At 68.0% G+C, this 25,413-nt stretch carries 23 protein-coding genes; 10 read left to right on the forward strand and 13 right to left on the reverse strand.

Annotated features, from left to right (window positions below):
- Positions 1-81 precede the first annotated feature (81 nt).
- The 5 genes from VH569_RS17470 to VH569_RS17490 all read left to right on the forward strand — a co-directional run bounded on the left by VH569_RS17470 (position 82) and on the right by VH569_RS17490 (position 6,856).
- Positions 82-2,310, forward strand: a complete 2,229-nt coding sequence (locus tag VH569_RS17470; RefSeq protein WP_423316520.1) for a HAMP domain-containing methyl-accepting chemotaxis protein — start codon at positions 82-84, stop codon at positions 2,308-2,310.
- A gap of 82 nt (positions 2,311-2,392) precedes the next feature.
- Positions 2,393-2,923, forward strand: a complete 531-nt coding sequence (locus VH569_RS17475; RefSeq protein ID WP_423316522.1) for a chemotaxis protein CheW — start codon at positions 2,393-2,395, stop codon at positions 2,921-2,923.
- The gene (locus VH569_RS17480; protein WP_423316524.1) at positions 2,920-3,807 is read left to right on the forward strand and encodes a CheR family methyltransferase; all 888 of its coding nucleotides are present in this window, start codon (positions 2,920-2,922) and stop codon (positions 3,805-3,807) included. The genes VH569_RS17475 and VH569_RS17480 overlap by 4 nt, the downstream gene beginning before the upstream one ends.
- 3 nt (positions 3,808-3,810) lie before the next feature.
- A complete protein-coding gene (locus VH569_RS17485; RefSeq protein WP_423316525.1) occupies positions 3,811-4,935 on the forward strand; it encodes a protein-glutamate methylesterase/protein-glutamine glutaminase in 1,125 nt (374 codons plus the stop codon).
- A 46-nt stretch (positions 4,936-4,981) separates the two neighbouring features.
- A complete protein-coding gene (locus tag VH569_RS17490) occupies positions 4,982-6,856 on the forward strand; it encodes a hypothetical protein (protein WP_423316526.1) in 1,875 nt (624 codons plus the stop codon).
- Between the two features lie 70 nt (positions 6,857-6,926).
- Here VH569_RS17490 and VH569_RS17495 read toward each other — a convergent pair whose 3' ends face one another.
- The 4 genes from VH569_RS17495 to speB are packed head-to-tail and all read right to left on the reverse strand — an operon-like array spanning position 6,927 to position 10,591.
- Entirely contained in the window at positions 6,927-7,706 is a 780-nt protein-coding gene (locus tag VH569_RS17495) for an ABC transporter ATP-binding protein (protein WP_423316528.1), read from the reverse strand.
- Positions 7,707-7,716: 10 nt separating this feature from the next.
- The gene (locus VH569_RS17500) at positions 7,717-8,511 is read right to left on the reverse strand and encodes an ABC transporter permease (protein ID WP_423316530.1); all 795 of its coding nucleotides are present in this window, start codon (positions 8,509-8,511) and stop codon (positions 7,717-7,719) included.
- Positions 8,512-8,528: 17 nt separating this feature from the next.
- Complete coding sequence (locus tag VH569_RS17505; protein ID WP_423316532.1) at positions 8,529-9,536, reverse strand: ABC transporter substrate-binding protein; 1,008 nt, start codon at positions 9,534-9,536, stop codon at positions 8,529-8,531.
- Positions 9,537-9,574: 38 nt separating this feature from the next.
- On the reverse strand, positions 9,575-10,591 hold the full coding sequence (speB, locus tag VH569_RS17510; RefSeq protein WP_423316534.1) for an agmatinase: 1,017 nt from the start codon (positions 10,589-10,591) through the stop codon (positions 9,575-9,577).
- A 101-nt stretch (positions 10,592-10,692) separates the two neighbouring features.
- Between speB and VH569_RS17515 the strand changes: the two genes are divergently transcribed.
- The gene (locus tag VH569_RS17515) at positions 10,693-11,613 is read left to right on the forward strand and encodes a LysR family transcriptional regulator (RefSeq protein WP_423316535.1); all 921 of its coding nucleotides are present in this window, start codon (positions 10,693-10,695) and stop codon (positions 11,611-11,613) included.
- An 88-nt stretch (positions 11,614-11,701) separates the two neighbouring features.
- Here VH569_RS17515 and VH569_RS17520 read toward each other — a convergent pair whose 3' ends face one another.
- From VH569_RS17520 to tauA, 6 genes are read right to left on the reverse strand one after another with little or no spacing between them, the layout of a single operon-like run.
- Entirely contained in the window at positions 11,702-13,099 is a 1,398-nt protein-coding gene (locus VH569_RS17520) for an aspartate aminotransferase family protein (protein WP_423316536.1), read from the reverse strand.
- 44 nt (positions 13,100-13,143) lie between these two features.
- The gene (locus VH569_RS17525; protein WP_423316538.1) at positions 13,144-13,932 is read right to left on the reverse strand and encodes an SDR family NAD(P)-dependent oxidoreductase; all 789 of its coding nucleotides are present in this window, start codon (positions 13,930-13,932) and stop codon (positions 13,144-13,146) included.
- Positions 13,933-13,946: 14 nt separating this feature from the next.
- Entirely contained in the window at positions 13,947-14,702 is a 756-nt protein-coding gene (locus VH569_RS17530) for a TSUP family transporter (RefSeq protein WP_423316540.1), read from the reverse strand.
- A gap of 26 nt (positions 14,703-14,728) precedes the next feature.
- Positions 14,729-15,610 (reverse strand): ABC transporter permease subunit, encoded by an 882-nt coding sequence (locus VH569_RS17535; protein WP_098734824.1) that lies wholly within the window; start codon positions 15,608-15,610, stop codon positions 14,729-14,731.
- Positions 15,607-16,410, reverse strand: a complete 804-nt coding sequence (tauB, locus tag VH569_RS17540; RefSeq protein ID WP_423316542.1) for a taurine ABC transporter ATP-binding subunit — start codon at positions 16,408-16,410, stop codon at positions 15,607-15,609. Before tauB ends, VH569_RS17535 begins: the two co-directional genes overlap by 4 nt.
- A gap of 49 nt (positions 16,411-16,459) precedes the next feature.
- On the reverse strand, positions 16,460-17,467 hold the full coding sequence (gene tauA, locus VH569_RS17545) for a taurine ABC transporter substrate-binding protein (RefSeq protein ID WP_423316544.1): 1,008 nt from the start codon (positions 17,465-17,467) through the stop codon (positions 16,460-16,462).
- Positions 17,468-17,820: 353 nt separating this feature from the next.
- On the opposite strand from tauA, the gene VH569_RS17550 reads away from it, so the two are divergent.
- Entirely contained in the window at positions 17,821-19,296 is a 1,476-nt protein-coding gene (locus tag VH569_RS17550; protein ID WP_423316545.1) for a PLP-dependent aminotransferase family protein, read from the forward strand.
- A 120-nt stretch (positions 19,297-19,416) separates the two neighbouring features.
- Here the strand turns inward: VH569_RS17550 and def are convergent, their stop codons facing one another.
- Together def and VH569_RS17560 are read right to left on the reverse strand one after the other, a co-directional pair.
- A complete protein-coding gene (gene def, locus VH569_RS17555; protein ID WP_423316547.1) occupies positions 19,417-19,953 on the reverse strand; it encodes a peptide deformylase in 537 nt (178 codons plus the stop codon).
- 88 nt (positions 19,954-20,041) lie between these two features.
- A complete protein-coding gene (locus VH569_RS17560; protein WP_423316549.1) occupies positions 20,042-20,902 on the reverse strand; it encodes an urea carboxylase-associated family protein in 861 nt (286 codons plus the stop codon).
- On the opposite strand from VH569_RS17560, the gene VH569_RS17565 reads away from it, so the two are divergent.
- On the forward strand, positions 20,835-21,758 hold the full coding sequence (locus tag VH569_RS17565) for a GntR family transcriptional regulator (protein WP_423316551.1): 924 nt from the start codon (positions 20,835-20,837) through the stop codon (positions 21,756-21,758). The genes VH569_RS17560 and VH569_RS17565 overlap by 68 nt on opposite strands.
- Positions 21,759-21,799: 41 nt before the next feature.
- Here the strand turns inward: VH569_RS17565 and VH569_RS17570 are convergent, their stop codons facing one another.
- Positions 21,800-22,732, reverse strand: coding sequence for a LysR family transcriptional regulator (locus tag VH569_RS17570; RefSeq protein WP_423316553.1), 933 nt, complete (start codon positions 22,730-22,732; stop codon positions 21,800-21,802).
- A 222-nt stretch (positions 22,733-22,954) separates the two neighbouring features.
- Between VH569_RS17570 and VH569_RS17575 the strand changes: the two genes are divergently transcribed.
- Positions 22,955-23,887, forward strand: coding sequence for an ABC transporter ATP-binding protein (locus tag VH569_RS17575; protein WP_423316555.1), 933 nt, complete (start codon positions 22,955-22,957; stop codon positions 23,885-23,887).
- Positions 23,884-25,401 carry an ABC transporter permease gene (locus tag VH569_RS17580; protein ID WP_423316556.1) on the forward strand — a complete coding sequence of 506 codons (1,518 nt, stop codon included), beginning with the start codon at positions 23,884-23,886 and terminating at the stop codon, positions 25,399-25,401. Before VH569_RS17575 ends, VH569_RS17580 begins: the two co-directional genes overlap by 4 nt.
- Positions 25,402-25,413: the final 12 nt, after the last annotated feature.

Below are 25,413 nucleotides of genomic sequence, written 5' to 3' on the forward strand. Positions count from 1 at the left end.
CCCGGTCAACGGAAACCAAACCGGCCGGCCCGATCCCGTTCCTGGGACAGGCCGTCCAGGTCCGCGGAGCAAGGAACGGCCATGCGCATTTCCATCAAAGCCAAAATCGTCGCGGCATTCGGCACGGTCATCCTGCTGTCCGCCGCCACCGCCGGCATTGCCCTGAACGGGCTGTCGGACCTCAACCAGAAGATCGAGGAACTGGTCAACGTCTCGGCCCAGCGCATCGACATCGCGCGTCAGATGCCGGCGACGGTCTATCTGATCCAGCGCGAGGAGAAGAACTTCCTGCTGTCGAGCAGCGAGGAGGATATGGACCGCTTCGACAAGGCGATCCTGGCGCGCCGGGAGGAATTCAAGGGCATTCTGGAGCAGTACCGGCGCGTTGCCGATACGGAGACCTTGCGCAAGCTGGCCCAGGTCGAAGCCGTGATGGCGGAGTTCACCACCGCCCAGGACAAGGTCCGCTCCGTGGGCCGCGTCCATTCCAACGGCAAGGGCGCCGAACTGCTGACCGGCACCGCCAACGAGACGGTCAATACTGCACAGGAGGCCCTGCGCCCGCTGCTCGACCGGGTGGAGAACGGCTCTCAGGCCAGCGCCGAGCAGGTCGCCATCGCCCATCTGGTCCGGCGGATGACGACGGACTGGATGGCCGCCCGCGTGATTATCCGCAATGCGCTTCTGGTGTCCGACGACGCATCGACGGAAGCCGCGCTTAAGCCGTTGCCCGATCTGCTGAAGCGCATTGCCCAGCAGCAGGAGCAGATCCGCGCCCGTCTGACCGCCGACGACGACATCCGGGTGTTCGCCGGCTTCCTTGAGCGCTATCAGGCCTATCTGCGCCTGACCGACGACGTCGTGGCCCTGGCCCGCAAGAACACCGAGGTGAAGGCGCTGGCGCTGTCCGTCGGCGAGGTGCGGACCGCCGCCACCAAGCTGGCGACGATCGCCAACGATCTCGTCGCCGACGCCGAGAAGGGCATGACCCAGGACCGGCAGGCGGCGGAGGCCACCTATTCCCAGATCCGCGCCGTCACCATCGGTGCCGTCGCCATCGCCCTGCTGGTCGCCATCGCTGCCGGCGCCTATATCGCCATCTCCATCGCCCGCGGCCTCGGCAAGGCGGTCGGTCTGGCCGATGCGGTCGCCATCGGCGATCTCGGCCAGAAGGTGGAGGTGTCGACCGACGACGAGATCAAGGATCTGGTGACGGCGCTGAACAGCATGACCGCCAACCTGCGGGCGACCGCCGAGGTCGCCGACGAGATTTCCCGTGGCAACCTGACCGTCCAGGCCCGTCCGCAGTCGGACAAGGACACGCTGGGTCTGGCGCTGGAAACCATGCTGGAGAAGCTGCGCGGCGTCGTGACCGACGCGCTGTCCGCCTCCGACAATGTGGCCGCGGGCAGCCAGGAGCTGTCGGCCAGCTCGGAGCAGCTGTCGCAGGGCTCGACCGAGCAGGCGTCCGCCGCCGAGGAGGCCTCGGCCTCGATGGAGGAGATGGCCGCCAACATCAAGCAGAACGCCGAGAACGCCACCCAGACGGAGAAGATCGCCCGCCAGTCGTCCAAGGACGCCCAGGCGTCGGGCGAGGCGGTCAACAAGGCGGTGCAGGCGATGCAGACCATCGCCGAGAAGATCAGCATCGTGCAGGAGATCGCCCGCCAGACCGACCTGCTGGCACTGAACGCCGCGGTGGAGGCGGCGCGGGCCGGCGAGCATGGCCGCGGCTTCGCCGTGGTCGCCTCGGAGGTGCGCAAGCTGGCCGAGCGCAGCCAGGGGGCGGCGGCCGAGATCAGCTCCCTGTCGGCGGAATCGACCAAGATCGCCCAGGAGGCCGGGCAGATGCTGGGCCGGCTGGTGCCCGACATCCGCAAGACCGCCGAACTGGTCGAGGAGATCAGCGCCGCCTGCCGCGAGCAGGACATCGGCGCCGAGCAGATCAACCAGGCGATCCAGCAGCTCGACAAGGTGACGCAGCAGAACTCCAGCGCGTCGGAACAGATGGCTGCGACCTCGGAAGAGCTGTCGTCGATGGCGACGCAGCTTCAGGACACCATCTCCTACTTCACGGTGGAGGAGAAGGCCGCCGTTCGCTCCGCCGCCCGCAGCCCGGTCGCCGTGGCCGCTCAGGCCCGGCCGGCGCAGGCTCAGCCCGCGACTCCGGCCGCCCGCCGTCCGGCGACGACCGTCACCCTGACCCACAAGCCGGCGGCGAAGCTGAACGGCAGGGACCGCGGCGTGAAGATCGCGCTGGAAGGCGGCAGCGGCCCGGACGCGCTCGACGCCCGCTACACCGCGTTCTGATCGCCGGGCCGTTCTTCACGCCCAAGGGGATGGTGCTGGCAGCGCCATCCCGCCGTTCCGTCCCCCGAACCGGAAGCCGCAGATGACCAGCGCGACCGCGCCCCGCGAACCGGCGCAATATGTGACGATCGGCATCGATCGCGAAGTGTTCGCCATAGAGGTCGCCATCGTGCGCGAGATCCTCGATCTCCAGCCGATCACCCGCCTGCCGCACGCGCCGTCCTTCCTGGTCGGCATGATCGACGTGCGGGGCCAGGGGGTGCCCACCGTCGATCTGCGGGTCAAGCTGGGCCTGCCGGCGGCACAGCCCACCTCCAACACCCGGATCGTCGTGCTCGACGTGCCGCAGCGCGGGCAGTCGATCACCGTCGGCGTCATCGCCGACCGGGTGTTCGAGGTCACCTCGCTCGACGAGCGCGGGCTGGAGACGCCGCCCCAGGTCGGCGGGCGCTGGCGTTCGGACTGCATCCAGGCCATCGGCCGCTCCAACGGCAATTTCGTCATCGTCTTCGACATCGCCCGTCTGTTCGCCGAGGACGACGTGGCTCTGCTGGACATGGCCGATGGCATGGCGAACGGTATGGCGGGCCTGATGGCGGACGGGGTGTCATGATCGATCCCGACGATCCGCAGCCAGACGAAGGGCGGTCGCGGCCGTCCTCCGACACCTTGTCGGAGCGGGACTTCGCCCGGCTCGCCGTCATCATCGAACGCCATGCCGGCATCCGGATGCCGCCCAGCAAGCGGACCATGGTGGAAGGCCGGCTGCGCCGCCGTCTGCGGGCGCTCGGCCTGCCGGACATGAACGCCTATTGCCGCCATGTGCTGGACGACGGCGGGCTGGACGGCGAGATGATCGACCTGATCGATGCCGTCACCACCAACAAGACCGACTTCTTCCGCGAGATCGAGCATTTCCGCTATCTGATGGGCACCGCCATCCCGGCCCTGTCCCGTCTCCCCCACCGGCCCGGCCAGGACCGCCCGCTCAAGATCTGGAGCGCGGCCTGTTCGACCGGGGCGGAGCCCTACACGGTGGCGATGCTGATGCTCGACCGTGCCAGCACCGGAGCGCCGATCCGCCACGAGATCGTCGGCACCGATATCTGCACGGAAGCGCTGGCCGCCGCGAAGAGCGGCGTCTACCCGCTCGACATGGCAAAGATGGTGCCCGCCCCCTTCGCGTCACGCTATCTGATGCGGTCGCGCGACGACGGCAATCCCACGGTCCGGCTGGTGCCGCCGGTCCGCCAGTCGGTCCGCTTCGGCCATCTCAACGTGATGGACCCGGTCTATCCGATGGCGACCGACATGGATGTCGTCTTCTTCCGCAACATCCTGATCTATTTCGACAAGAAGACGCAGCAGAAGGTGCTGGAGAAGCTGTGCGGCCATCTGCGGCCCGGCGGCTACCTGTTCGTCGGCCACAGCGAGACCATCGCCAACATGGACCTGCCCGTGAAACAGGTGGGTTCCGCCATTTTCGTCCGGAGCTGAACGATGGGCCAGAAGATCCGCGTGCTGATCGTCGACGATTCCGCGACCGTCCGCCAGACCCTGGCCGGCATCCTGTCGTCCGATCCGCAGATCGAGGTGATGGGGACGGCCGCCGATCCCTATGCCGCCGTCCGCCGCATCGCGGAGGAGGCGCCGGACGTCATCACGCTCGACGTCGAGATGCCGCGCATGGACGGCATCACCTTCCTGCGCAAGCTGATGAGCCAGCACCCGATCCCGGTGGTGATGTGCTCCTCGCTGGTCGAGGATGGCAGCGAGACGCTGATGCAGGCGCTGGAGGCCGGAGCCGTCGACGTCATTCTGAAGCCGCGGATCGACACCCGCCAGAGCCTGCTCGACGCCCAGGTCCGCATCTGCGACACGGTGAAGGCGGCGGCCCGCGCCCGCGCGCGCCCCCCCGCGCGCCCGGCATCCGCCGCCGCCATTCCCCACGGCACTCCCCTCGCCACGCCCCTGGGCCGCACCCGCGCCCCGGAACCGAAGCTGAGCGCCGACGTGATGATGCCGGCCCCCAGCGGCGGGGCGATGGCCCGCACCACCGAGCGCGTCATCTGCATCGGCGCGTCCACCGGCGGCACCGAGGCCCTGCGCGAGGTGCTGGAGGCGCTGCCCGCCGACAGCCCCGGCATCGTCATCGTCCAGCATATGCCGGAAAGCTTCACCGCCGCCTTCGCCCGCCGGCTCGACAGCCTGTGCGAGATGACGGTGCGCGAGGCGCGCGACGGCGATACGGTGCTGCGCGGGCAGGTGCTGATCGCGCCGGGCAACCGCCATATGCTGCTGCAACGCAGCGGCGCCCGGTATCTGGTGGCGGTGAAGGAGGGGCCGCTGGTGTCGCGGCACCGGCCGTCGGTCGATGTGCTGTTCCGGTCGGCCGCCCATTGCGCCGGCGGCAATGCCGTCGGCGTCATCATGACGGGAATGGGGGACGACGGCGCCACCGGGATGCGCGAGATGCAGCAGGCCGGCGCCTTCACCGTCGCCCAGGACGAGGAGAGCTGCGTCGTCTTCGGCATGCCGAAGGAGGCCATCGCGCGCGGCGGGGTGGACAAGGTGGTGGGACTTTCGTCGATCCCGCGCGAGATCCTGCGCCATGACCGCTCGTGACGTCATCCGCTTCCCCTGACGCATCCGTTTGGAAAAGGCTTCCGGCATGTACAGCACCGTTGACGCAGCGGCCATCGGCGGTCCGGGCGGCGCCTTCCCGGCGGCTCCCCAGCCCGGCCCGGATCGGTCCGGCCCGGATCTATCCGGTTCCCCCCAGGGCCCGGACACGGGATTGATCCGCTCGCTGAGCGCCGAACTGCGCGCCGCATCGGCGCCGATCGAGACGACCTTCCTGGCGGTCGGCGAAACGCTGTCGCAGACGCTGGAGCGGATGACGGCCATCGGCGGCCGCTTCAGCGCCTTGTCCATGCTGATCGACAGCGAGGATGGCGCCGAGGCTTGCAGGCGGCTCGGGACCGTCCGCAGCGTGACCGACGGTCTGGCGGGCAACCTCCGGCAAACGCTGACCGATCTGACCGATCTCGATGGGACGGGGGCCGATATGGCCGCCCTGCTCGCCACACTGGCGAAGATCATCGGCGAGATCACCGCCCTGGCGATCAACGCGAAGGTCCAATCGGTGCAGATCCGCACCGGCAGCGACGATTTCAGCGTGTTCAACCGGGAAATCGACCGGCTCCACCGTCTGGCCGAGGCGGCGACAACGCAGGCGATCGGACGTCTCGCCGATCTGCGCACGACCATGTCCGCGGCAAAGGACGGCGCCAGTGCGTTCGAGCGCGACAACCGCACCCGCCTGGACGATGTCGGCAGCCGTCTGCAGGCGAGCCTGGACCGCTTGACGGCATACCGCCACACCGCGCAGGCTGCCTCGCAGCGCTTCGTCGGCCGTGTCGAGGAGATCGGCCGGCGCATCGCCCGCTGCATCAGCGACCTTCAGGTCGGCGACTTCACCTGCCAGCGGCTGGCCCATATCGGCGTGGCCATGGATGTGCTGGCCCTGCTGGCGGACCCGCCCCCGGCGTCCGCCCTGGCACGGGACCTGCGATGGCTCGCCGGGCTGGACCTGGGACACCGTCAGGATCTGTCGGCGGCGATCTGCACCCTCGAAATCCGCCAGTGCGTCGAGGCGTGCGCCGATTTCGCCAGTCAGGTGGCGTCGCTGAAGGACAATCTGGAAGCGCTTGCCCGCGATGCGGACAGCATCGCGCAGGAAGCCCGGGAGCTGTTCGGGTCGGGCGGTGACATCCCGGCCGCCGGCAGGCCGGCAGGGCGGTCCGTTCTGCACGATGTCGCGGGTGACGTCGACCGGGCCCTGGAGCTGCTGCATCACTATCGCCGCTCCGACGACATCATCCGCAGGCAGGTGGGCGAAGTCTCGGGCGGGTTCGTCGCCATGGGACGGGACGTTCTCGCCATCCGTTCCATCGACACCGACATGCGGCTGATGGGGTTGAACACGACGCTGAAATGCGCGCGGCTTGGCGATGCGGGGCGGGCGCTGGGCGTGGTTGCACAGGAGCTGCGCGCGTGCAGCCGCCGGACCGAGGACATGTCGAAGGCGATCACCGAGGCGATCCATGCGGCCACCGACCGGGCGAACGGGCTGGACCGGCGGTCGGGCACCAACCATCGGGTGGCGATGGAGCTGGTGGATGCCATGACCGGCTCCATGGACTGCCTGAAGCGGCTGCACGCCGATCAGATGCGCTCGCTGTCGATCATGACCGGCGATTGCGCGGAGGCCTCCAAGGTGCTGACCGGCACGGTCGGCCGATTGGGCATGGAGCTTCGGCTCGGAGGCTTCACCCAACGCTTCGTCGACCGGATGCAGCCCTATGCCGGACGGGGGGACATCCATGCCCCGGGGATTTCCGACGACCTGAACCGGCTCTTCGCGTCGCTGTACACCGCGGAAAGGGAGAGAAGCATCCACTCCGACCTTTTCGGCGGCCTGCAAGGCGGACGGGAGCAAGTCGGCCAGGAGCAGAGCGGCGAGATCGACGAGTTCTTTCTTTGAGAAACTGCCTTTGAGAGAGTGCCCGCAGCCGACCCGCACCGGCCTGCCGGAACGCTCGGCGGCGTCCGCGTCAGGTGCGGGCGGCGAGCACCGCCTCGTCGTGCATCAGGTGCAGAATCTCCCGCTTGAACTGCATGAATTCCGTGGAGGTCAGGGCATCGAGGTTGCGGGGACGTGGAATATCGATGGACATGGATCGTTTGATGCGCCCCGGCCGCGCGGTCATCACATGCACGGTATCGCCGAGGATGATCGCCTCGTCGATATCGTGGGTGATGAACAGGACCGTCTTGCGCCGCGCCTGCCAGACCTCGAGAAGCAATTCCTGCATCAGCTGCCGGGTCTGGCTGTCGAGTGCCCCGAACGGCTCGTCCATCAGCAGGATGCGCGGATCGTTGGCGAGCGCCCGTGCCAGGGCCACGCGCTGGCGCATGCCGCCCGACAGTTCCTTGGGAAAGGACCGCTCGAACCCGGAAAGTCCGACCGCGCGGATCAGGTCGTCGGCGATGTCTTCGCACTCCGCCTTCGGCAGCCCCTTCAGCTTCGGGCCGAACATCACGTTCTCGCGCACGCTCAGCCAGGGGAAGAGGGTGTAGCTCTGGAACACCATGCCGCGGTCGGCCGACGGGCCGGCAATCGGCTGGCCGTCCAGCGTCATGCTGCCGGAGGTCGGCGTCTCCAGTCCGGCGACGAGACGGAGCAGGGTGGACTTGCCGCATCCGGACGGGCCGACGATCACCGCGAAGGTGTCGTGGGCGACCCGCAGCGAAACATCGTCGAGGGCCGTCACCTCCGGCTTGCCCTTGGGCTGGAAGCGGACGGTGATGTGATCGAGGGCGAGCAGGCTCATTGGGCGCTCCTTACAGATCGGCGGACCAGGACAGCAGGCGCTGGCGCAGCAGTTTGAAAAGGAAATCGGTGATCAGCCCGAGGACGCCGATGGTGAAGACGCCCAGCAGGATCACGTCGGTGAACAGGCCGCGCATGGCGTTGAGGATCATGTAGCCGAGCCCGCTGTCGGCGGCGACCAGCTCCGCCACCACCAGATAGGTCCAGGCCCAGCCCATGGTGACGCGCAGATTATCCAGCACGCCGGGCATGCAAGCCGGGAACAGGATGCGCTGCACCACCTGCCGGCGGCTGGCGCCCAGCGTGTAGGCGCAGTCGATCAGATCCTTCGACACGCGGGCCGACACGTCGGAAATCAGAATCAACTGCTGGAAGAAGGTGCCGAGGAAGATCACCATGATCTTCTGTTCGATGCCGATGCCGATCCACAGGATCAAGAGCGGGATCAGCGCCGACACCGGGATGTAGCGCATGAAGCCGGTGATCGGCTCGACGGCTGCCTGCACCGCCCGGAAGCTGCCCATCAGGATGCCGAGCGGCACCGCCGGGATGGAGGCCAGCAGGAAGCCGGACAGGATGACGGTCAGGCTCGACCCGATGTGGCGGAACAGCGACAGGTCGCCGATCCGCTTGATCCCGGCCGCCAGCACCCTGTCGGGCGCGGCCAGGAAGTCGGGAGGCGTGAAGCCGCCATAGGTGAGCAGGCACCAGAAGCCGATCAGGACGGCGACAGAGCCGGTGCCGAGCGCCAGGCTGGCGCCGCGCGGGATATCGACTTTCGGTGCGAACAGGGAACGGGTCGACATGGTGCCTGCTCCGTGGGTCACTTGACGATGCCGGTGGCGACCATGGCGGCCGGATCGGCGTCGAGCTTGAACAGGCCGGCCGCCTCGCCGAGCGTCCTGGCGTTGGCGATGGTGGCGGCGATGCCGTCGGGCTTGGCCGGATCCATGAAGGCGGCGTTCATGGCGGAATCGTAGAAGGCGATGCCGGCACGGGTTTCGGCAAAGACCGCCGGATCCTCCAGCCAGCCGCCCACGCCCTTCGCCATGATGGCGTCGGCTTCGGCGGCATGGGCCTTCTGCCAGTCGACCGCCTTGCTCCAGGCGCGGTAGAGCGCGACCATCTCCGGCCGGCGCGCCTCCAGCTTGGCCTTGGTCGTCACCATCACGTCGGTGATCAGGCCGGGCTTGGCCGAGCTGTCGACCAGCAGCGCGCCATGCGACGTGGCCTTGCCGCGGCTGAGCCAGGGCTCCCAGGTCACGGCGGCGTCGACCTTGCCGGCGACGAAGGCGGCACCGGCATCGCCGGCCGTCATGTTCAGCGCCTCGACGTCCTTGACGCTCAGCCCGGCGTCCTTCAGCAGCACGCTGAGGAAGAACTGCGAGACCGAGCCTTCGGTGAAGGCGACCTTCCTGCCCTTCAGGCCGGCGATGTCCTTGATCGCCTTGTTGGCGACGATGCCGTCGCCGCCGCGGCTGTCGTCGACGGCGAACAGGTAGGTGAGCGGACGGTCGGCCGAGGTGAAGCCGAGCACCGCGTCGACCGTCGTCACCGCCACGTCGATGCGGCCGGCGGTCAGCGCCGGCATGCGGGTCTTGACGTCCTCCATCAGCACCAGCCTGACGTCGAGCCCCTCGTCCTTGAAGAACCCCTTCTCCTTGGCGATGTAGAGCGGGCCGTAACCGACCCAGGTCGAATGGGCGACGGTCAGCTCGGCCGCCGACGCGCTTGAGGCCAGGCCGCCGATGGCGGCGGGAGCTGCAAGACCGCCGAACGCGGCGAGAAGGGCGAGCGCCGGGCCGCGAAGTCGCGAAAGGAACTGCTTCATGCTTCGGTCTCTCTATTCTTTGAAGGCGTTCGGACGGATCAGGTCCGGCGGCGGAGCGTGAGGGGGGAGGCGGCGAGCACGCAGAGCAGCTCGAACATCATCGAGATGCCGACCCAGGCGGTGCCGCCCGACGGATCGAAGGGCGGCGAGACCTCCACCAGATCGGCGCCGACGAGGTTGAGGCCGGACAGCAGGCGCACCATGCGCTGCGCCTCGCGCGTGGTCAGGCCGCCGATCTCCGGCGTGCCGGTGCCGGGCGCGAAGGCCGGGTCGATGCAGTCGATGTCGAAGCTGGCATAGGTGGGACCGTCGCCGACGATGGCGCGCGCCTCCTCCATCACGGCGGCGATGCCGCGATCCTCGACCTCTTCGATGCGGATGATGCGCACCCCCTGCTCCAGGCCCCAGACGACGTCGGCGCCGTCATACATCGTCCCGCGGATGCCGATCTGCACGACGCGGCGGGGATCGAGATAGCCGTCCTCGATGGCGCGGCGGAACGGCGTGCCGTGGGTGTATTTGAAGCCGCCGAAGTAATTGTCGAACAGGTCGGTGTGCGCGTCGAAATGGATCATCCCGAGCGGGCCGTCCGCCGCCAGCGCCTTCAGGATGGGGTAGGAGACCAGATGGTCGCCGCCGGCGCTGAGCGGTGCGATCCCGCGGCTCTTGAGCGTGCCGTAGAAGCCGGCGATGCGGTCGAGCGCGTCGGCGACATCGGCCGGATTGACCGGTGAATCGCCGAGATCGGCGACGTTGCGCAGGCTGAACGGGTTCATGCCGGTGACGGGATGGACCGGCCGGATCATGGTCGAGAGGTCGCGCAGCTGGCGGGGACCATGGCGGGTGCCGGGACGGTTGGTGGTGCCGCCATCCCAGGGCACGCCGACGATGGCGATGTCCACCTCCGCGGTGGCGGGATCTTCGAGCCCGAGATAGGGCAGCCGCATGAAGCTGGGCAGCCCGGCATAGCGCGGCAGGTCGAACGCCGACACCGGCTGGAAGAATGTCGGCGAGGCGCCCGGCAGGGGCTTTTCACCGTCGGATTTCAAGGGCATCGCGGTCTCCGCAGGGGATCGATGACCGCAACGTTGCCATAGGATGAAACGTCCAATAATATCAGATTTCAAATCTAAACGTCCGACGATGCCAACCTATCATGCAGCCCACTCTGCCGCCGCTCAGCGACGTGGATCTGCGTCAGCTCCGCATTTTCCGAACTGTCGTGGAGAGCAGGGGGTTCACCCAGGCACAGGGTGAACTCGGCATTTCGCGCTCCACCATCAGCGCGCAGATGGCGGCGCTCGAAACGCGGCTCGGGCTTACGCTCTGTCGGCGCGGCCGTTCAGGATTCGCGCTGACCGAACATGGGCAGAAGATCTATACGGAGACCATCAAGTTCTTCGCGGCCATGGACAATTTCCGCACCGAAGTCGGGGCCATGCGCGGCAGCCTGGTCGGGGACCTGCGGATCGGGATTGTCGACGCGGTCGTCGAGAACCCGAATTGCGCGTTCGACCGGGCGATTGCCATATTCAACGAGCGGGTGCCGAACGTCCATCTGACCTTGACGGTCATCTCGCCCAACCAGATCGAAACCGAACTGCTCAGCCGGCAGATGGAGATCGCCATCGTTCCGAACCAGCCGATGAACGGTGCGGTCCAATTGCAGCAGCTGTTCCATGAGGAACAGAACCTGTTCTGCGGCGCGCGCCATCCGCTGTTTGAGACGGACACGGCGCGGCTGTCGCTGGAGCTGATCGCAGAGCAGGCTTATGCGCGCCGCGGCTATGCCGTGGCGACCGCTTACAACACGCTTTTCAAACATGCGCCCAGCGCGACGGCCTACAACATGGAAGGTCAGGCGCATCTGATCCTGAGCGGCCGGTTCGTCAGCTTTCTGCCGCGGCATTTCGCGCAGCGCTATGTCGAACGCGGCGAAATGCGGGCATTGCGGCCGGATTTGCTGAGCTTCAAAATCCCGCTTTGCCTCGCCCATCTTCCACAAAGCGTGCTGTCGCGGGTGGCGAGGGCCTTTCGCGAGTGCCTGCTGGAGGTCCACGCACGCAAGCCGCGGTAGGTCCGGTGCGACGCCCCGGATCGGGCACGAGCCTGTGCCCCGCATCCGGCGGAGCACAGGCAACTCGGGCTTGGGGACGTGCCGTCCTTCAGCCGAAGACGCGCGACAAGGCGCCGTCGATGGCCGCGACGATGCGGTCGATGTCATCGGCAGTGGCGATCAACGCCGGGCTCAGGCACAGCGTGTTGTTCAGGCCGGGAAGCGAGCGGTTGGTGGCGCCGATGATGACGCCGTTCGCCATGCAGTCGGCGACCACCGCCTGCACCAGCCTCTCCTCCGCCGGCTCCTTCGTCGCCCGGTCCTGCACCAGCTCGACGCCGCAGAACAGTCCCTTGCCGCGCACGTCGCCAACGGCGCGGTGGCGCTCCGACAGCTCCCACAGGCCGGACATCAGCCGTTCGCCCATCGCCTGGGTGTTGGCGAGGAGATTTTCGTCCTCGATGATGCGCATGTTCTCCAGCGCCGCCGCCGGCCCGGCGACGCAGCCGCCGAAGGTCGAGATGTCGCGGAAGAAGGACATCGGGTCGGCGGGGTCGTCCTTGAACAGCTCGAAGATCGGCTCGGTCGTCACGGTGCAGGAGATGGCGGCATAGCCCGACGCCACGCCCTTCGCCATGGTGACGAAGTCCGGCTGCACGCCGTAATGCTGGTAGCCGAACCATGTGCCGGTGCGCCCGAGACCGCAGACCACCTCGTCGATGTGCAGAAGCACCTCGTGGCGGCGGCAGATGTCCTGCACCTTCTCCCAATAGCCCTTGGGCGGGGTGATGACGCCGCCGCCGGCGGTGATCGGCTCCAGGCACAGCGCGCCGACCGTGTCGGGCCCCTCGCGCAGGATCACCGCCTCGATGGCGTCGGCGGCCAGCTCGCCGTAATTCTCCACCGCGCCGTACTGGCTGCGGTATTCCAGGCAATGCGGCACCTCGACGAAGCCCTCGGGGAAGGGGCCGAACTGGGCGCGGCGCTGTGCCTGCCCCGCCGCCGCCAGCGTGCCGAGCGTGGTGCCGTGATAGTCGCGCTCGCGGTAGAGGATCTTGGATTTGCGGCCGCCATGGTGCCGGTGCGCGATCTGGCGCACCATCTTGAACACCTTCTCGTTCGCTTCCGAACCGGAGTTCGAATAATAGACCCGGCTCATCCCCGGCATCTTGCCGATCAGCTTCTCGGCGAAGCGGGCGCCGGCAATCGACCCGGCGGAATTGGCGAAGTAGTTCAGCTTGACCAGCTGGTCGCGCACCGCGTCGGCGATGCTGGCCCGGCCATAGCCGACATTGACCGTCCACACGCCGCCCGACACCGCATCGAGATATTCGCGCCCGGCGGCGTCCCACACCCGCATCCCCTTGCCTTCGACGAAGATGCGCGGGTCGGTCGTCTCGAACCCCTTGTGCTGGGTCAGATGGTGCCAGACATGGGCGCGGTCGGCCTCGATCACATGTCGGATGTCGTTGACGCGTGACGCGTCGTTCCGAAGGACGTCATCCATCGGTCATCTCCTAGGGGTGGGATGCGGTGCCGGTTACGGCGGGATCAGGAAAGCGTGTCGCGGTGGATCTTGAACGGTGCCCAGGACTGGCTGACCGGCATGATCTCGACGCTGTTGATGTTGACGTGGGAAGGCAGCGAGACCACCCAGCGCACCGTCTCGGCGATGTCCTCGGGCTGGAGCGGGTTGGCGCCGCCATAGAGCGCGTCATAGGCCGCCTTGTTGCCGCCGGTGCGCACCAAGGTGAATTCGCTCTCCGACAGGCCCGGCTCGATGGAGGTCACCCGCACGCCCTGCGCCGACAGGTCGCTGCGCAGGCCGAGCGAGAACTGCTTCACGAAGGCCTTGGTGCCGCCATAGACGTTGCCGCCGGGATAGGGCCAGTTGGAAGCGATGGAGGCGAGGTTGACGATCAGCCCGCGCTGCGCGATCAGCCGGGCCAGCAGCAGCCGGGTGATCGTCACCAGCCCGGTGACGTTGGTGTCGATCATCGTGCGCCACTGCTCCAGGTCGCAGTCCTGCGCCGCCCCGGTGCCGAGCGCCAGCCCGGCATTGTTGACCAGCACCGAGATGTCGGCGAAGGCGTCGGGCAGGGTGGCGAGGGCTTCGCGCGTCGCTTCCTCATCGCGGATGTCGAAGCACAGCGGATGGACGACATCCGGCACGCCCAGCGCCTCGACCAGGGCGTCCAGCCGGTCCTGGCGCCGGCCGGTGGCGACGATCCGCCAGCCCTCCGCCACCAGCCGCCGGGCGATGGCGTCGCCGAAGCCGGAGGTGGCGCCGGTGACGATTGCTATCTTCGGGCCGGCACTCTTCGCGGCGGTGTTAGACATCGTTCGATCTTTCCTCATGACGGAGTGGTGAAGTTCAGGCCCAGGGTGACGGCGGTCTGGATCAGGCCGGCCACCGCCACGGCGAACAGGCCCCCGGAGGCCAGCCGCCGCCAGCCGTCGAGGCTGAGGCGGGCGGACAGCAACCGGCCGGCGGCGAACCCGGCAAGCGTGGGACCGATGAAGGTCGCCAGCAGACCGACCACGCCGGGGTCGATGGCCCCGACCATGGCGCGCCCGGCAAGGCTGAGCGCATCGACCGCGCCGAAGAACACCGCCAGCGTTCCCTTGACGGTCCGCCGGTCCCGCCCGCCGGCCAGCAGCCACGCCGCGATCAGCGGTCCGCCGACGGCGAAGGCGGCCAGCAGAACACCGACGACGAAGGCGATGCCGGCCCCGACCGTCCGGTGCCGCAGCCAGAGCGGCGGCTCCCGCACCAGGGCGACGCAGGCCGCCGCGAAGACCGTCACCGCGACCAGCAGCCGCGAGGTGCCGTCGTCGAGGCTGGCGGCGATCAGGCTGCCGCACAGCGCCCCGGCGAAGCCCATCGCCAGCATCAGCCGCGCCACCGCCCAATCCACCGCCCCCTGTTCGCGGTCCAGCAGCAGGAAACAGGTCAACAGCAGGTCGCTGACCAGGATGAAGGGGATGCCGGCGGCGGGCGAGGGCAGGAACAGCAGCCCCAGCGCCGCGATCAGGGCGTATCCGAACCCCGTCACTCCGCGAAACGCGGCGGCGAGGAAGGTCACGCCCCCGAAAAGGAGCATGGACATCGGTTTCGCAACCTTCCCTCAGTGATTCAGACCTTGCCCTTCCAGGGCACCAGGCGGCGTTCCAGCCAGCGCATGCCGAACTCGAACAGGGTGGCGAAGGCGCCGATGACGAAGATGCCCATCAGCACGATGTCGGTGCGCAGGAAGTTGGAAGCGTTCAGCACCATCTGCCCGATCCCGGTGGAGGCGGCGACCATCTCCGCGGCGACCAGCGTCGTCCAGCCCACCCCCATGCCGATCCGCAGACCGACCAGGATGTCGGGCAAAGCCGCCGGCAGCACCACATGCACCACCACCTGCCAGCGGCTGGCGCCCAGCGCGCGGGCGGCATTGACCTGATCGGCGGCGGCGGCCGACACGCCGGCCCGGGCGGCCAGCGCCACCGGGGCGAAGCAGGCGAAGAAGATCAGCAGGATCTTCGAGGTCTCGCCGATGCCGAACCAGATGATGACCAGCGGCAGATAGGCCAGCGGCGGCAGCGGCCGGTAGAATTCGATGAAGGGGTCGAGCGCGGCGCGCAAGGTGGTGCTGAGGCCCGTCGCCAGCCCCACCGGGATGCCGATCAATGCCGCCAGCACAAAGGCGCTGACCACGCGCACCAGGCTCATGGCGATGTGTTCGGTCAGCGGCGCGCCGTCGATCCGTCCGTCCACCGCATCCAGGAAGGCCTGGAAGACCGTCCCGATCTTCGGCAGGAACAGCGGCTTGACCACGCCCTGGCCGGTCAGCGCCGCCCACAGCGCCAGCGCCGCCAGGATGGCCGCCATGCTGATCAGCACCGGCTGCGACCGGAATCCCTGCATCCGGCGGCGCAGCCGGTTCAACGGCACCATCCCGGACGGAATGCCGGCCAGCCCGGCGCCTGGGCTTTTGGCGGATCGCACCTGCTCCGTGGCGGTGGGTTTCATGCGGCCTCTCCTGTGGCGGCGTGGCTGCCGTGGTCGCTGCGCTCGTGAATGAAGCCCAGCACCCGCTCGCGCATCGCGATGAAATCGGGGGAGGATTTGACCGACCGGGCATCCTGCCCGGCCAGGAAGCGCCGGCTGAACTCCAGCGGGATCGTTTCGGCGATCCGGCCGGGGCGCGGGGTCATGATGATCAGCTTGGTGGCCAGGAAGATCGCCTCCTCCACCTCGTGGGTGATGAAGAAGGCCATTTTCCGCGTCTCCGCCCACACCCGCAGGATCAGTTCCTGGATCTGTTCGCGGGTGAAGGCGTCGAGCGCGCCCAGCGGCTCGTCCATCAGCAGCATGCGCGGATCGGCGGCCAGCGCACGGGCGATGCCGACGCGCTGCTGCATGCCGCCCGACAGCTCGTAGATCCGCTTGTCGGCGAAGGACGCCAGCCCGACCAGTTCCAGCATGCTGCGGGCGCGCCGGCCGCGTTCCGTCTTGCCCATGCCCTGCATCTTCAGGCCGAAGGCGACATTGTCGGCCACGCTCAGCCAGGGCATCAGGGCGTGGCGCTGGAACACCACGCCGCGGTCGGCCCCCGGCCCGGTGACCGGCTTGCCGTCCAGCAGGATTTCCCCGTCCGTCGGCGGCAGGAAGCCGGCGATGCAGGACAGCAGGGTCGTCTTGCCGCAGCCCGACGCACCGAGCGCCACCACGAATTCCCCCGGTTCGATGGTCAGATCGACCCAGGACAAGGCGACGGTGGCGCTTTCCCCGCCGCCATACTGGACGCTGACATTGCGGACTTCGAGCATGGCTGGTTTCCCGGCTTGAGGGGGGAGGGAACTGCGGACCGGAGGACCGTTACTTGGCCGCCGCCTTGACCACGTCGGCGGTCACGAAGGGGCCGTAGTCGGGGGCCAGTTCGGTGACGCGGCCCTGGCTCTTCAGGAACTCGGCGGTCGATTTCAGCGCCTCGGCGGCGCCACCGCCCAGCCACTCCTTGGATGCCTGCTCCTCCAGGGTCGGGAAGCGGTAGGCGGCGAGCCCGTCCGGCACGTCGGCCGGGGCGGCGCCCGTCCATTTGGCGATGGCGGCGGCCTGCGGCGAGGTCGCGGTCCAGCCGTCCCCGGTCTTCGCGTAATCGGCGTCCGCGGCGGCCAGCAGCTTGACGAAGGTCGTCATGAAGTCGGGGTTGGCGGCCATGAAGGCCTTGGTGGCGACGATGCCGTCAAAGGTCGCCTTGCCCTTCTTCGCGAAATCGCCGGCGCTGGCGATGACGGTGCCGTTCTTCTTCGCGGCGGTCAGGACCGGCGCCCAGATGAAGGTGGCGTCGATGTCGCCGCGCTCCCACGCCGCCGCGATTTCCGGCGGACGCATGTTCAGCAGCTTCACGTCCTTGCCCGACAGCCCGGCCTCCTGCAGCGCGTACATCAGCTGGTAGTGGGAGGTCGACACGAAGGGCACGGCCACCGTCTTGCCCTTCAGGTCGGCGATGGACTTGATGCCGCTGCCATTGCGGGCGACCAGCTGTTCGGCGTTGGCGATGTCGTCCAGGATCCAGAACAGCGCGATGGGAAGACCCTGGGACGCCGCTGCGGCGATGGGGGAGGAACCGGCTTCGCCGATGTCGACATTGCCCGACGCCATGGCGCGGATCACGTCGCCGCCGCCGCCGAACTTCACCCATTTCACGGCATAGCCGGTCTTCTTCTCCAGATCGCCGCTTTCCATCAGGACGCGGATGGGCGTCATCATATCCTGATAGGCGAAGGTGACGGTCTTCTCCGCGGCCACGGCCGGGGCGGAGGCCCCGAACAGCGCACCGATTGCGACGAAGGCGGTGGCGAGCAGGGTCTTGCTGAAGGTCATGGCGGGGTCTCCGTCGAGGCCGGTCAATCCGATGCGACCGTTGGGCCGATGCGACCATTGGGCCGATGCGGCCATTAGGACCCAGCCGCCGTCCCCGCCGAAAGGTCCAGATCCTCCCGCTTTGCGGCAGTGACTGGTCTGGCGTCCGATCCGCTGCCACATCCCGCGCCATGTGGCGCCCGTTTGGGCAGACGCCCGTCCGGTGACCATCCCGGCCGCCGCAATCGACGCCTTTCCGCCCGCCACCGGCCGGCACCCTTCTTGCTTTTCCGCATACCGGGGCAGGCAGTCCGGCGTGATGGCCGACCTGATGGCCGCCGTGATGGCCCTGGGGAAAGAAGGACGGTTGCACCATGCAGATCGACACCGCCTGGCGGCTTCTTTTCGGCGGGATGGAGCGCGACCCGCAGGGGTTGAGCGCGCGCGTCCGCGGCATCGTCGCGGACGCCATCGAGGCTGGCCTGCTGGCACCCGACATGCGGGTTCCCTCCAGCCGCAGCCTTGCCGAGGCGCTGGGCATCTCGCGCAACACCGTCAATGCCGCCTATCAGCATCTGATCGACGACGGTCTGCTGGTCGCGCGGGAGCGCAGCGGCTTTTTCGTTGCCCCGTCGGACGACCGGCGTGCGTCGGAGCGGATGGATGCCGGCGTCGCGGCGGACAAGGCCGGCGGCTGGGCGGCGCGCTTCGCCATCCGGCCATCGCGTCTGCCGCAGATCACCAAGCCGCGCAACTGGACGGACTATCCCTATCCCTTTCTGTTCGGGCAGTTCGATCCCAGCCTGTTCCCGACCAACCCGTGGCGGGAGAGCGTGAAGGCGGCGTCCAGCGTGCAGGAGATCACCCGCTGGGCCCGCGACATGATCGACGACGACGACCCCGACCTGCTGGACCAGCTGCGCCACAAGGTGCTGCCCCGCCGCGGCATCTTCGCCGGTCCGGGCGAGATCATCGTCACCATCGGCTCCCAGCATGCGCTGTCGATGCTGGTCCAGCTGCTGGTCGGCCGCGACACGCCGGTCGGGATCGAGAATCCGGGCTATCCCGACGTGCGCCACATGGTCGGCATGGCGACGGCGGACATAAGGCCGCTGACCTGCGACGGCTTCGGCGTCCTACCCGATGCGGTGTTCGCCAGCCGCCGGGTCGCCTTCGTGACGGTGGGGCACCAGTGTCCGACCACTGCCGTGATGCCGATGGGGCGGCGGCGCGCCCTGCTGGACGCCGCCGCCCGCCACGACGTCGTCCTGATCGAGGACGATTACGAATCCGACCTGTCGGTGGAAGGGGATGCCGATCTGCCCTGCCTGAAGAGCCTCGACCGGGCGGACCGGGTGATCTACACCGGCAGCTTCTCCAAGATCCTGGCGCCGGGCCTGCGCATCGGCTACGTCGTGGCGCCGAAGCCGGTGATCGACGAGCTGCGCGTCCTGCGCCGGCTGATGCTGCGCCACCCGCCGACCAACAACCAGCGCAGCCTCGCCACCTTCATCCAGCTCGGCCATTACCGCCAGCATCTGCGCCGGACCGCCGCCGTGCTGGAGGAGCGGGCCGAGCTGATCGCCGGGCTGCTGCCGAAGCTTCTGCCCGGCTGCCGGTCCCGCCGCGACTTCGGCGCGAAGAGTTTCTGGATCGAAGGGCCGCCCGAGCTGGACAGCCGCGATCTGGTTCGCAGGGCGCGCGATCAGGGCGTCCTGATCGAAGCCGGCGATATCTTCTTTCTGGACCCCGCCGAGGGCCGCCGATATTTCCGGCTGGGCTTCACCTCCATTGCCGCCCACCGGATCGAACCGGGGTTACGCCGCCTCGGGGCTTTGCTGGCGGCGTGAACTCGCGTGAACCCGATGGCGCCGATCGTCATCCCTGTGGCGATAGCATCCTTAGCACACGCGGAGCGTCCTGGAGGATTGGGGGGGGGCGGGCCGAGGACATCTCCCGCCTGGATCGGGTCAATGCGCTTCCAGATCGGCCAGTCCGGACTCCGGGAACAGGACGTCGATGAAGCCGAACTTGGACATGTCCACGATCCGCTGGGGATAGAGGAAGCCGTCGAGGTGGTCGAACTCGTGCTGGAAGACCCGCGCGTGGAAGCCCGTCGCTTCGCGGACGAGCGCCGTGCCGTCCTCCAGGGTGCCGCCATAGCGGATGTGCGTGCAGCGCGGAACCATCCCGCGCAGTCCCGGAACCGACAGGCAGCCCTCCCAGGATTCCTCCACCTCTTCGGTGAGCTTTTCGAACCAGGGATTGATCAGCGTGGTGACGGGGACGGGAGGCACGTCCGGGTAGCGCGGATTGGCGTCGAAGCCGAAGACGATCACCCGCAGGTCGACGCCGATCTGCGGTGCGGCCAGCCCGGCGCCGTTGGTGGCATGCATGGTTTCGAACATCTCGGCGATCAGCGACGTCACCGCCGGGTCGTGGATATCCTCGACCGGCCTCGCCACCCGCTGCAGCCGGGGATCGCCCATCTTCAAGATTTCACGCATGATGTGTCCGTCACTCCGCTCGATAGCCGTTCCATGAGTCATTGGGATCGGCCGCGGTGCAAGTGCGATCTGCGATGTCCGGAGCCGTTCAGCAGCCGTGGCTTCGGTCGTAGCCATTGATGGCCGGTGCGCGCCATCCCTCCGGCAGTCGGGCGGGCTTGTAGATCTCGACGAGGAGCGGATGGCAACTGGCCGCGTCCGAGGAATGCTCCGACGAGCAATCGCCGCCGGGGCAGGCGGACATGCAGCCGAGCAGGTCGACTTCGGCGAAGAACTCGAGGTAGTCGCCCGGCCGCACGGGGCTGGCCTTCATGAAATACTGCCCGGTGTCCCGGCTGAAGCCCGTGCACATGAAAACGTTCAGCACATCGTGGATGTGGGGTTCGGCCTCGGGCAGGGTCATGCCGGTGGCTTTCGCCAGGGCGCGGGTGAGATTCGAATGGCAGCAGTGGTGGTAATGGTCCCCGGCGCTGAGCAGGTTGTGCGTGTAGGGGTCGCAGCGGGTGCCGATGACGTCATGCACCGATCCGCCGAATTCGTCGAAACCGTACCAGTCGAGCGTGTCGTGCGTGATGGTGGCGATGGGGCGGAGATAGGGGAAGTTGGAAAACAGCTGATCGCCAAGCCCCACATGGGTGCCATTCAGCGCGCGGGTCTTGCCGGTGTAGAGCCGCTCCTTCAAATCGTTGGCGTTGAAGAGGTTGAGGTCGCCGACCTGGGCGCCCTCGGTCGAGACGATGCGGCAGAAATGGCCGGCGGGCACGGTCCAGCTGGCCGCATCGCGCGGCGGGACCACCACCGTCCCGACCAGCTCCATCCCGTCCCGCACCGCGCGGTATGCCGCCAGATCGGCACGCGGCAGGCTCTGCGTCGGATAGCAGATGACCGGCCTGACCGCCTTGCGTGCAGCGGCATCTGCGGGGGGCGCGGTGATGGGGGTGGGCTTCATTGGCTTTTCCGTTCGGTTCACCAGAATGGCCGCCGCGGTCACCGCCGGGATCATCATTGAGATCGATGACGGCCATGCGGTAACCTGCTCAACGACTGACTATAGATTGTTGAGTATCACAAAAAATATTGTTCAACAATCTGGATTCGATCCGGCAGCGCCGGGTTCTTGGGAGGTGCCGATGACGATCAGGACGACGACGGAAGCCGACGAGGCATCCCTTGCCGGCGCGGTGGCGATCCGTATCCGCGACATGCTGATCGCCGGTGAGTTCGAGCCCGGCCAGAAGCTTTCGGAACAGCGGGTGGCGGCGGATTTCGCGGTGTCCCGGAACACGTTGCGCGAGGCGTTCCGCTTCCTGACCAGTCAGCGTCTGCTCACCTACATTCCCAACCGCGGCGTCTTCGTCACGGTGCCGGACGAGGCTGCGATCATCGACATCTACCGTGTCCGCGCGGTGATCCAGCGTGGCGCCGTCGAAGCGGCGAGCCGGGGCCATCCTGCTTTCGCCCGCATGCGGGCCCTGGTCGAAGAGGGCAGGGAGCTTGGCGCCAAACAGGACTGGCAAAAGGTCGGCACGAACAACATGGAGTTCCATCGCGCCATGGTCGGCCTGTGCGACAGCCCCCGGCTGAGCGCCAGCTTCGACCTCGTGCTCGCCGAACTCCGGCTTGCCTTCGGGCAGCTCAAGGACACGGCCCATCTTCACGAACCCTACATCGACCTCAACCACACCCTCCTTCTTGCGCTGGAGACGGGCGACCGGCCGGCATCGATGACGACGCTCGACGCGTATCTGCGGCAATCGGAGCGTGGCGTGCTCGGGGCGTTGCAGCATCGAAAAGCGGCCGAATGACCGCCGGCTCTTCCGCGTCGGCAGCAGGATCACAGAAACGATCAATCCTCTTCCGTCGCGACGGTGAAGTTCCGGTCCCTCCGCCTCAGCTCGTCCAGCAGGCCGTCGATGATGCGCAGCGCCTCTGCCGTGGCGGCATTCGCTTCGGTTCCGGCGGGATGGATGAGGAACAGCGTGCGCATCAGCGCCGGGTCGCAGATCGGCCGGATCACCAGGGCGCCGGACTGGATGTCTTCCGCGACGGCGCTGTGCGGCAGGATCGCGCAGGCCAGCCCGCGCCGGACCATGTCCTTGATCGCCTGCATCGATTCGAGCGAGAAGGCGATGTTCGGCACCAGCCCGCGCGCCGTCATCGCGTCGGTGACCAGACGCCTGACCAGATCGCCCTCGTTGGGCATCGCCAGCTCGGCGTCGGCGATGGCCGCCAGTGACAGCGGTCCGGTCCCGTCGAACCGCGAACCCGGATGGGTGATCAGGCACAGCGCCTCGTTCAGCCGCGGTTCCCGGTGCAGCATGCGGCTGCGCGGCACCGTGTAGGCCAGCGCCAGATCCAGCTTGCCCGATGAGACATGGCCGATGAGGGCATGGCTCAGCTCTTCGAACAGCTTCAGTTCCACCCCCGGCAGGGCGCCGTGCAGTCGCTCCATCAGCCTGCCGGCCAGCAGTCCGGACAGGCTGGGGGTCAGTCCCACGGCCAGCGTTCTCGGGACCTGCCCGGCGACCTCGCGCAGCGAGCGTTTCAAATCCTGCAGGCGCCGCACCATCAGCCGTGCCTCTTCCAGAAAGAGGAGGCCGGCCGGGGTGGGGTGGGTTCCGGTGACGGTGCGGACCAGCAGCGGCACGCCGAACTCCCGCTCCAGCGCCTTGATCTGTACCCCCAACGCCGGCTGCGCGATGTTCAGCGCCAGCGCCGCCTTGCTGATGCTGCCCAGTTCGCAGACGAGGATGAAGCTTTCCAACTGGCGGCTGCGCATCGGTCGGGATCCATCGTTGCGGCCCAGTGGGGCAGCCGTGGGGCACGCCACCGGCAGGGACGGAAGCCTCGCATCGGTGGCGGGGGAGGGCAAACAATTTTTGTATGGGGGTGGTCCAAAGCTGTCCTAGACAGGGCCGGCGGGCTGCATTTGTATGCTTACAAAACAAACAGAATTCAGGCGCAACGCCGAACGCCCGACACCGGGAGGGAGATGCAGCCCATGCGTGGCCTATCGTCAGAAAGAGCACCGATCCCGCAGGATCCCTCCCAGGGTCCGGCCGGCGCGTCCCATCCGGCGCAGCCCATTCCCTTCGGCCGCGCCCAGGGTCCAAACGGTGCCCAGAGTTCCAACGGCCTCGCGGCCGGCGCCCACGCGGTGATGGCCGGCGTCACCCGCATCTTCGGATCGGCGGTCCATGCGCTGGGTCCGGTCGATCTTGAACTGCGCCGGGGAGAGTTCTTCTCCATCGTCGGGCCGTCCGGCTGCGGCAAATCCACCCTGCTCGACGTGCTGGCCGGGCTGAGCAGCCCAACCGACGGCACCATCGCCTTCGAAGGCAAGCGCGTGCGCGGCACGGTTCCCGACGGGGTCGGCGTGGTCTTCCAGGAGGATGCGTCGTTCCCCTGGCTGTCCGTGCGCGACAACATCGCCTTCGGCCTGCGCCGCGCCGGCTTCCGCGGTGCGGAGGCGGAAGAGCGCGTTCGCCATGCCATTGATTTCATGGGGCTGAACGATTTCGCCGACGCCTATCCCAACCAGCTGTCCGGCGGCATGCGCCAGCGCGTCTGCATCGCCCGGACGCTGGTGATGCGTCCGCGCCTCGTGCTGCTCGACGAGCCGTTCGGCGCGCTCGACCAGCAGACGCGCCTGCTGATGGGCGACGAGCTGCTGCGGCTGTGGCGGGCCAGCGGGGCGACCGTCCTGCTGATCACCCATGCGCTGGACGAGGCGGCGATGCTGTCCGACCGCATCGGCGTGATGTCGTCGCGCCCCGGGCGCTTCATCGAGATCGTCGAAACCGGCTGGCCGCGCGACCGCACCAGCGCCATCGCCGCTGAGCCCGCCTTCGGCGAGGTCACCACCCGGCTGTGGAACACGCTGCGCGAAGAGTCGCTGAAGGCGATGGCCAGCCAGCGGAGGGTTGCGGGATGACGCGGGCCGGCATCCAGCGCCTGCTGATCACCGCCGCGGCCGTCCTGGCGCTGGAGGCGTCCTGCCGCCTGGGCTATGTCGGGCGCGCCACCATGATCCCGCCGTCGGAGATGCTGGCCGAACTGCTCCGTCTGATGGGAACCGACGGGTTCTGGTCGCAGATCGGCTTCACCCTGCGCAACATCCTGGCCGCCGCCGTCGCCGCGATGGTCGTGGGCTTTGCCGGCGGCGTCGCGCTCCATGCCCTGCCGCGGGTCCGCCGGGCGGTTGAGCCGCTGATCGCCAGCTACTACGCCCTGCCGTTCTTCGTGCTGTATCCGCTGTTCATCGTGCTGCTCGGCATGAACGCGCTGCCGATCATCGCCATGGGCTTCCTCTATGCGGTGATGGCGATGGTGACGGCGACGCTGTCCGGGCTGGACCGCATCCCGCCGGTGCTGCGCAAGGTCGGCCGCACCTACCGCCTCGACCGCGTCCAGGACGCGCTGCTGATCCAGCTTCCGGCGGCCGGGCCGCACATCTTCACCGGGGTGAAGCTGGCGCTGAGCTATTCGGTGACCGGCGTCATCGGGGCGGAGTTCATCCTGGCCGGCAGCGGGCTCGGCTACTCCATCGCCTTCGCGTACAACAATCTCCAGGACCGGACGATGTACGCGCTGCTGCTGTTCGTCGTGGTCTTCGTCTCCAGCCTGACCGTGCTGCTGCACTGGGCGGAACAGCGGGTGCGCCACCGCTCCGGCGCCGGCCGCGTCGGCGCCGCCCGCGACACCGCCGGGGCGGGGGAGAAGCTGGCGGCGGCCGCCGTCATCGCCCTGCTGATCCTGGGCGGCTGGCAGCTGTTCCACGGGCTCGCCGGGGACGAGGCGCTGGCTTCGCCCGCCGTCACCCTGAACCGGCTGGTTGTCCTGTTCGGCAACCCGTCCTTCTGGGAAAATGTGGCGGAGACCGCCAAGGCGCTGGGGCTGTCGCTGCTGATCTCCTGCATCGGCGGCGGGCTGGCGGGCGTGCTGACCGGTGCCAACCGGTCGCTGTCGGACGTGCTGGAACCGCTGTTCGTCACCCTCTACGCCATTCCCAAGGTCACGCTCTATCCGGTGATCCTGCTGCTGTTCGGGCTGGGTATGCCGGCGAAGGTCGCCTTCGGCACGCTGCACGGCTTCATCCCGATGATGCTGGTCACCATGGGCGCCATCCGCGCCATGAACCCGGTGCTGCGGCGCTCGGCCCGCGCCATGCGGCTGACGCGGATGCAGACCCTGACCGCGGTCCTGGTGCCGGCGACGGTGCCGGAGATCGTGACCGGCCTGCGCATCAGCTTTTCCATCACCCTGCTGGGCGTGATGGTCGGTGAGATGTTCGCGTCCAAGCGCGGGCTGGGCTTCATGATCATGAACGGCATCAGCGTCAACGACACCGCGACGATGATGAGCGTCACCGTGCTGATCGGCCTGTTCGCCCTGGCGGTCAACAGCGCGCTGCTCGCGCTCGACAACCGGATGCACCGGGCCGCCTGAGCGGCGCCCGCA

The organism is Azospirillum sp. 11R-A, from assembly GCF_049472615.1.
Classification (GTDB): Bacteria; Pseudomonadota; Alphaproteobacteria; order Azospirillales; family Azospirillaceae; genus Azospirillum; species Azospirillum palustre.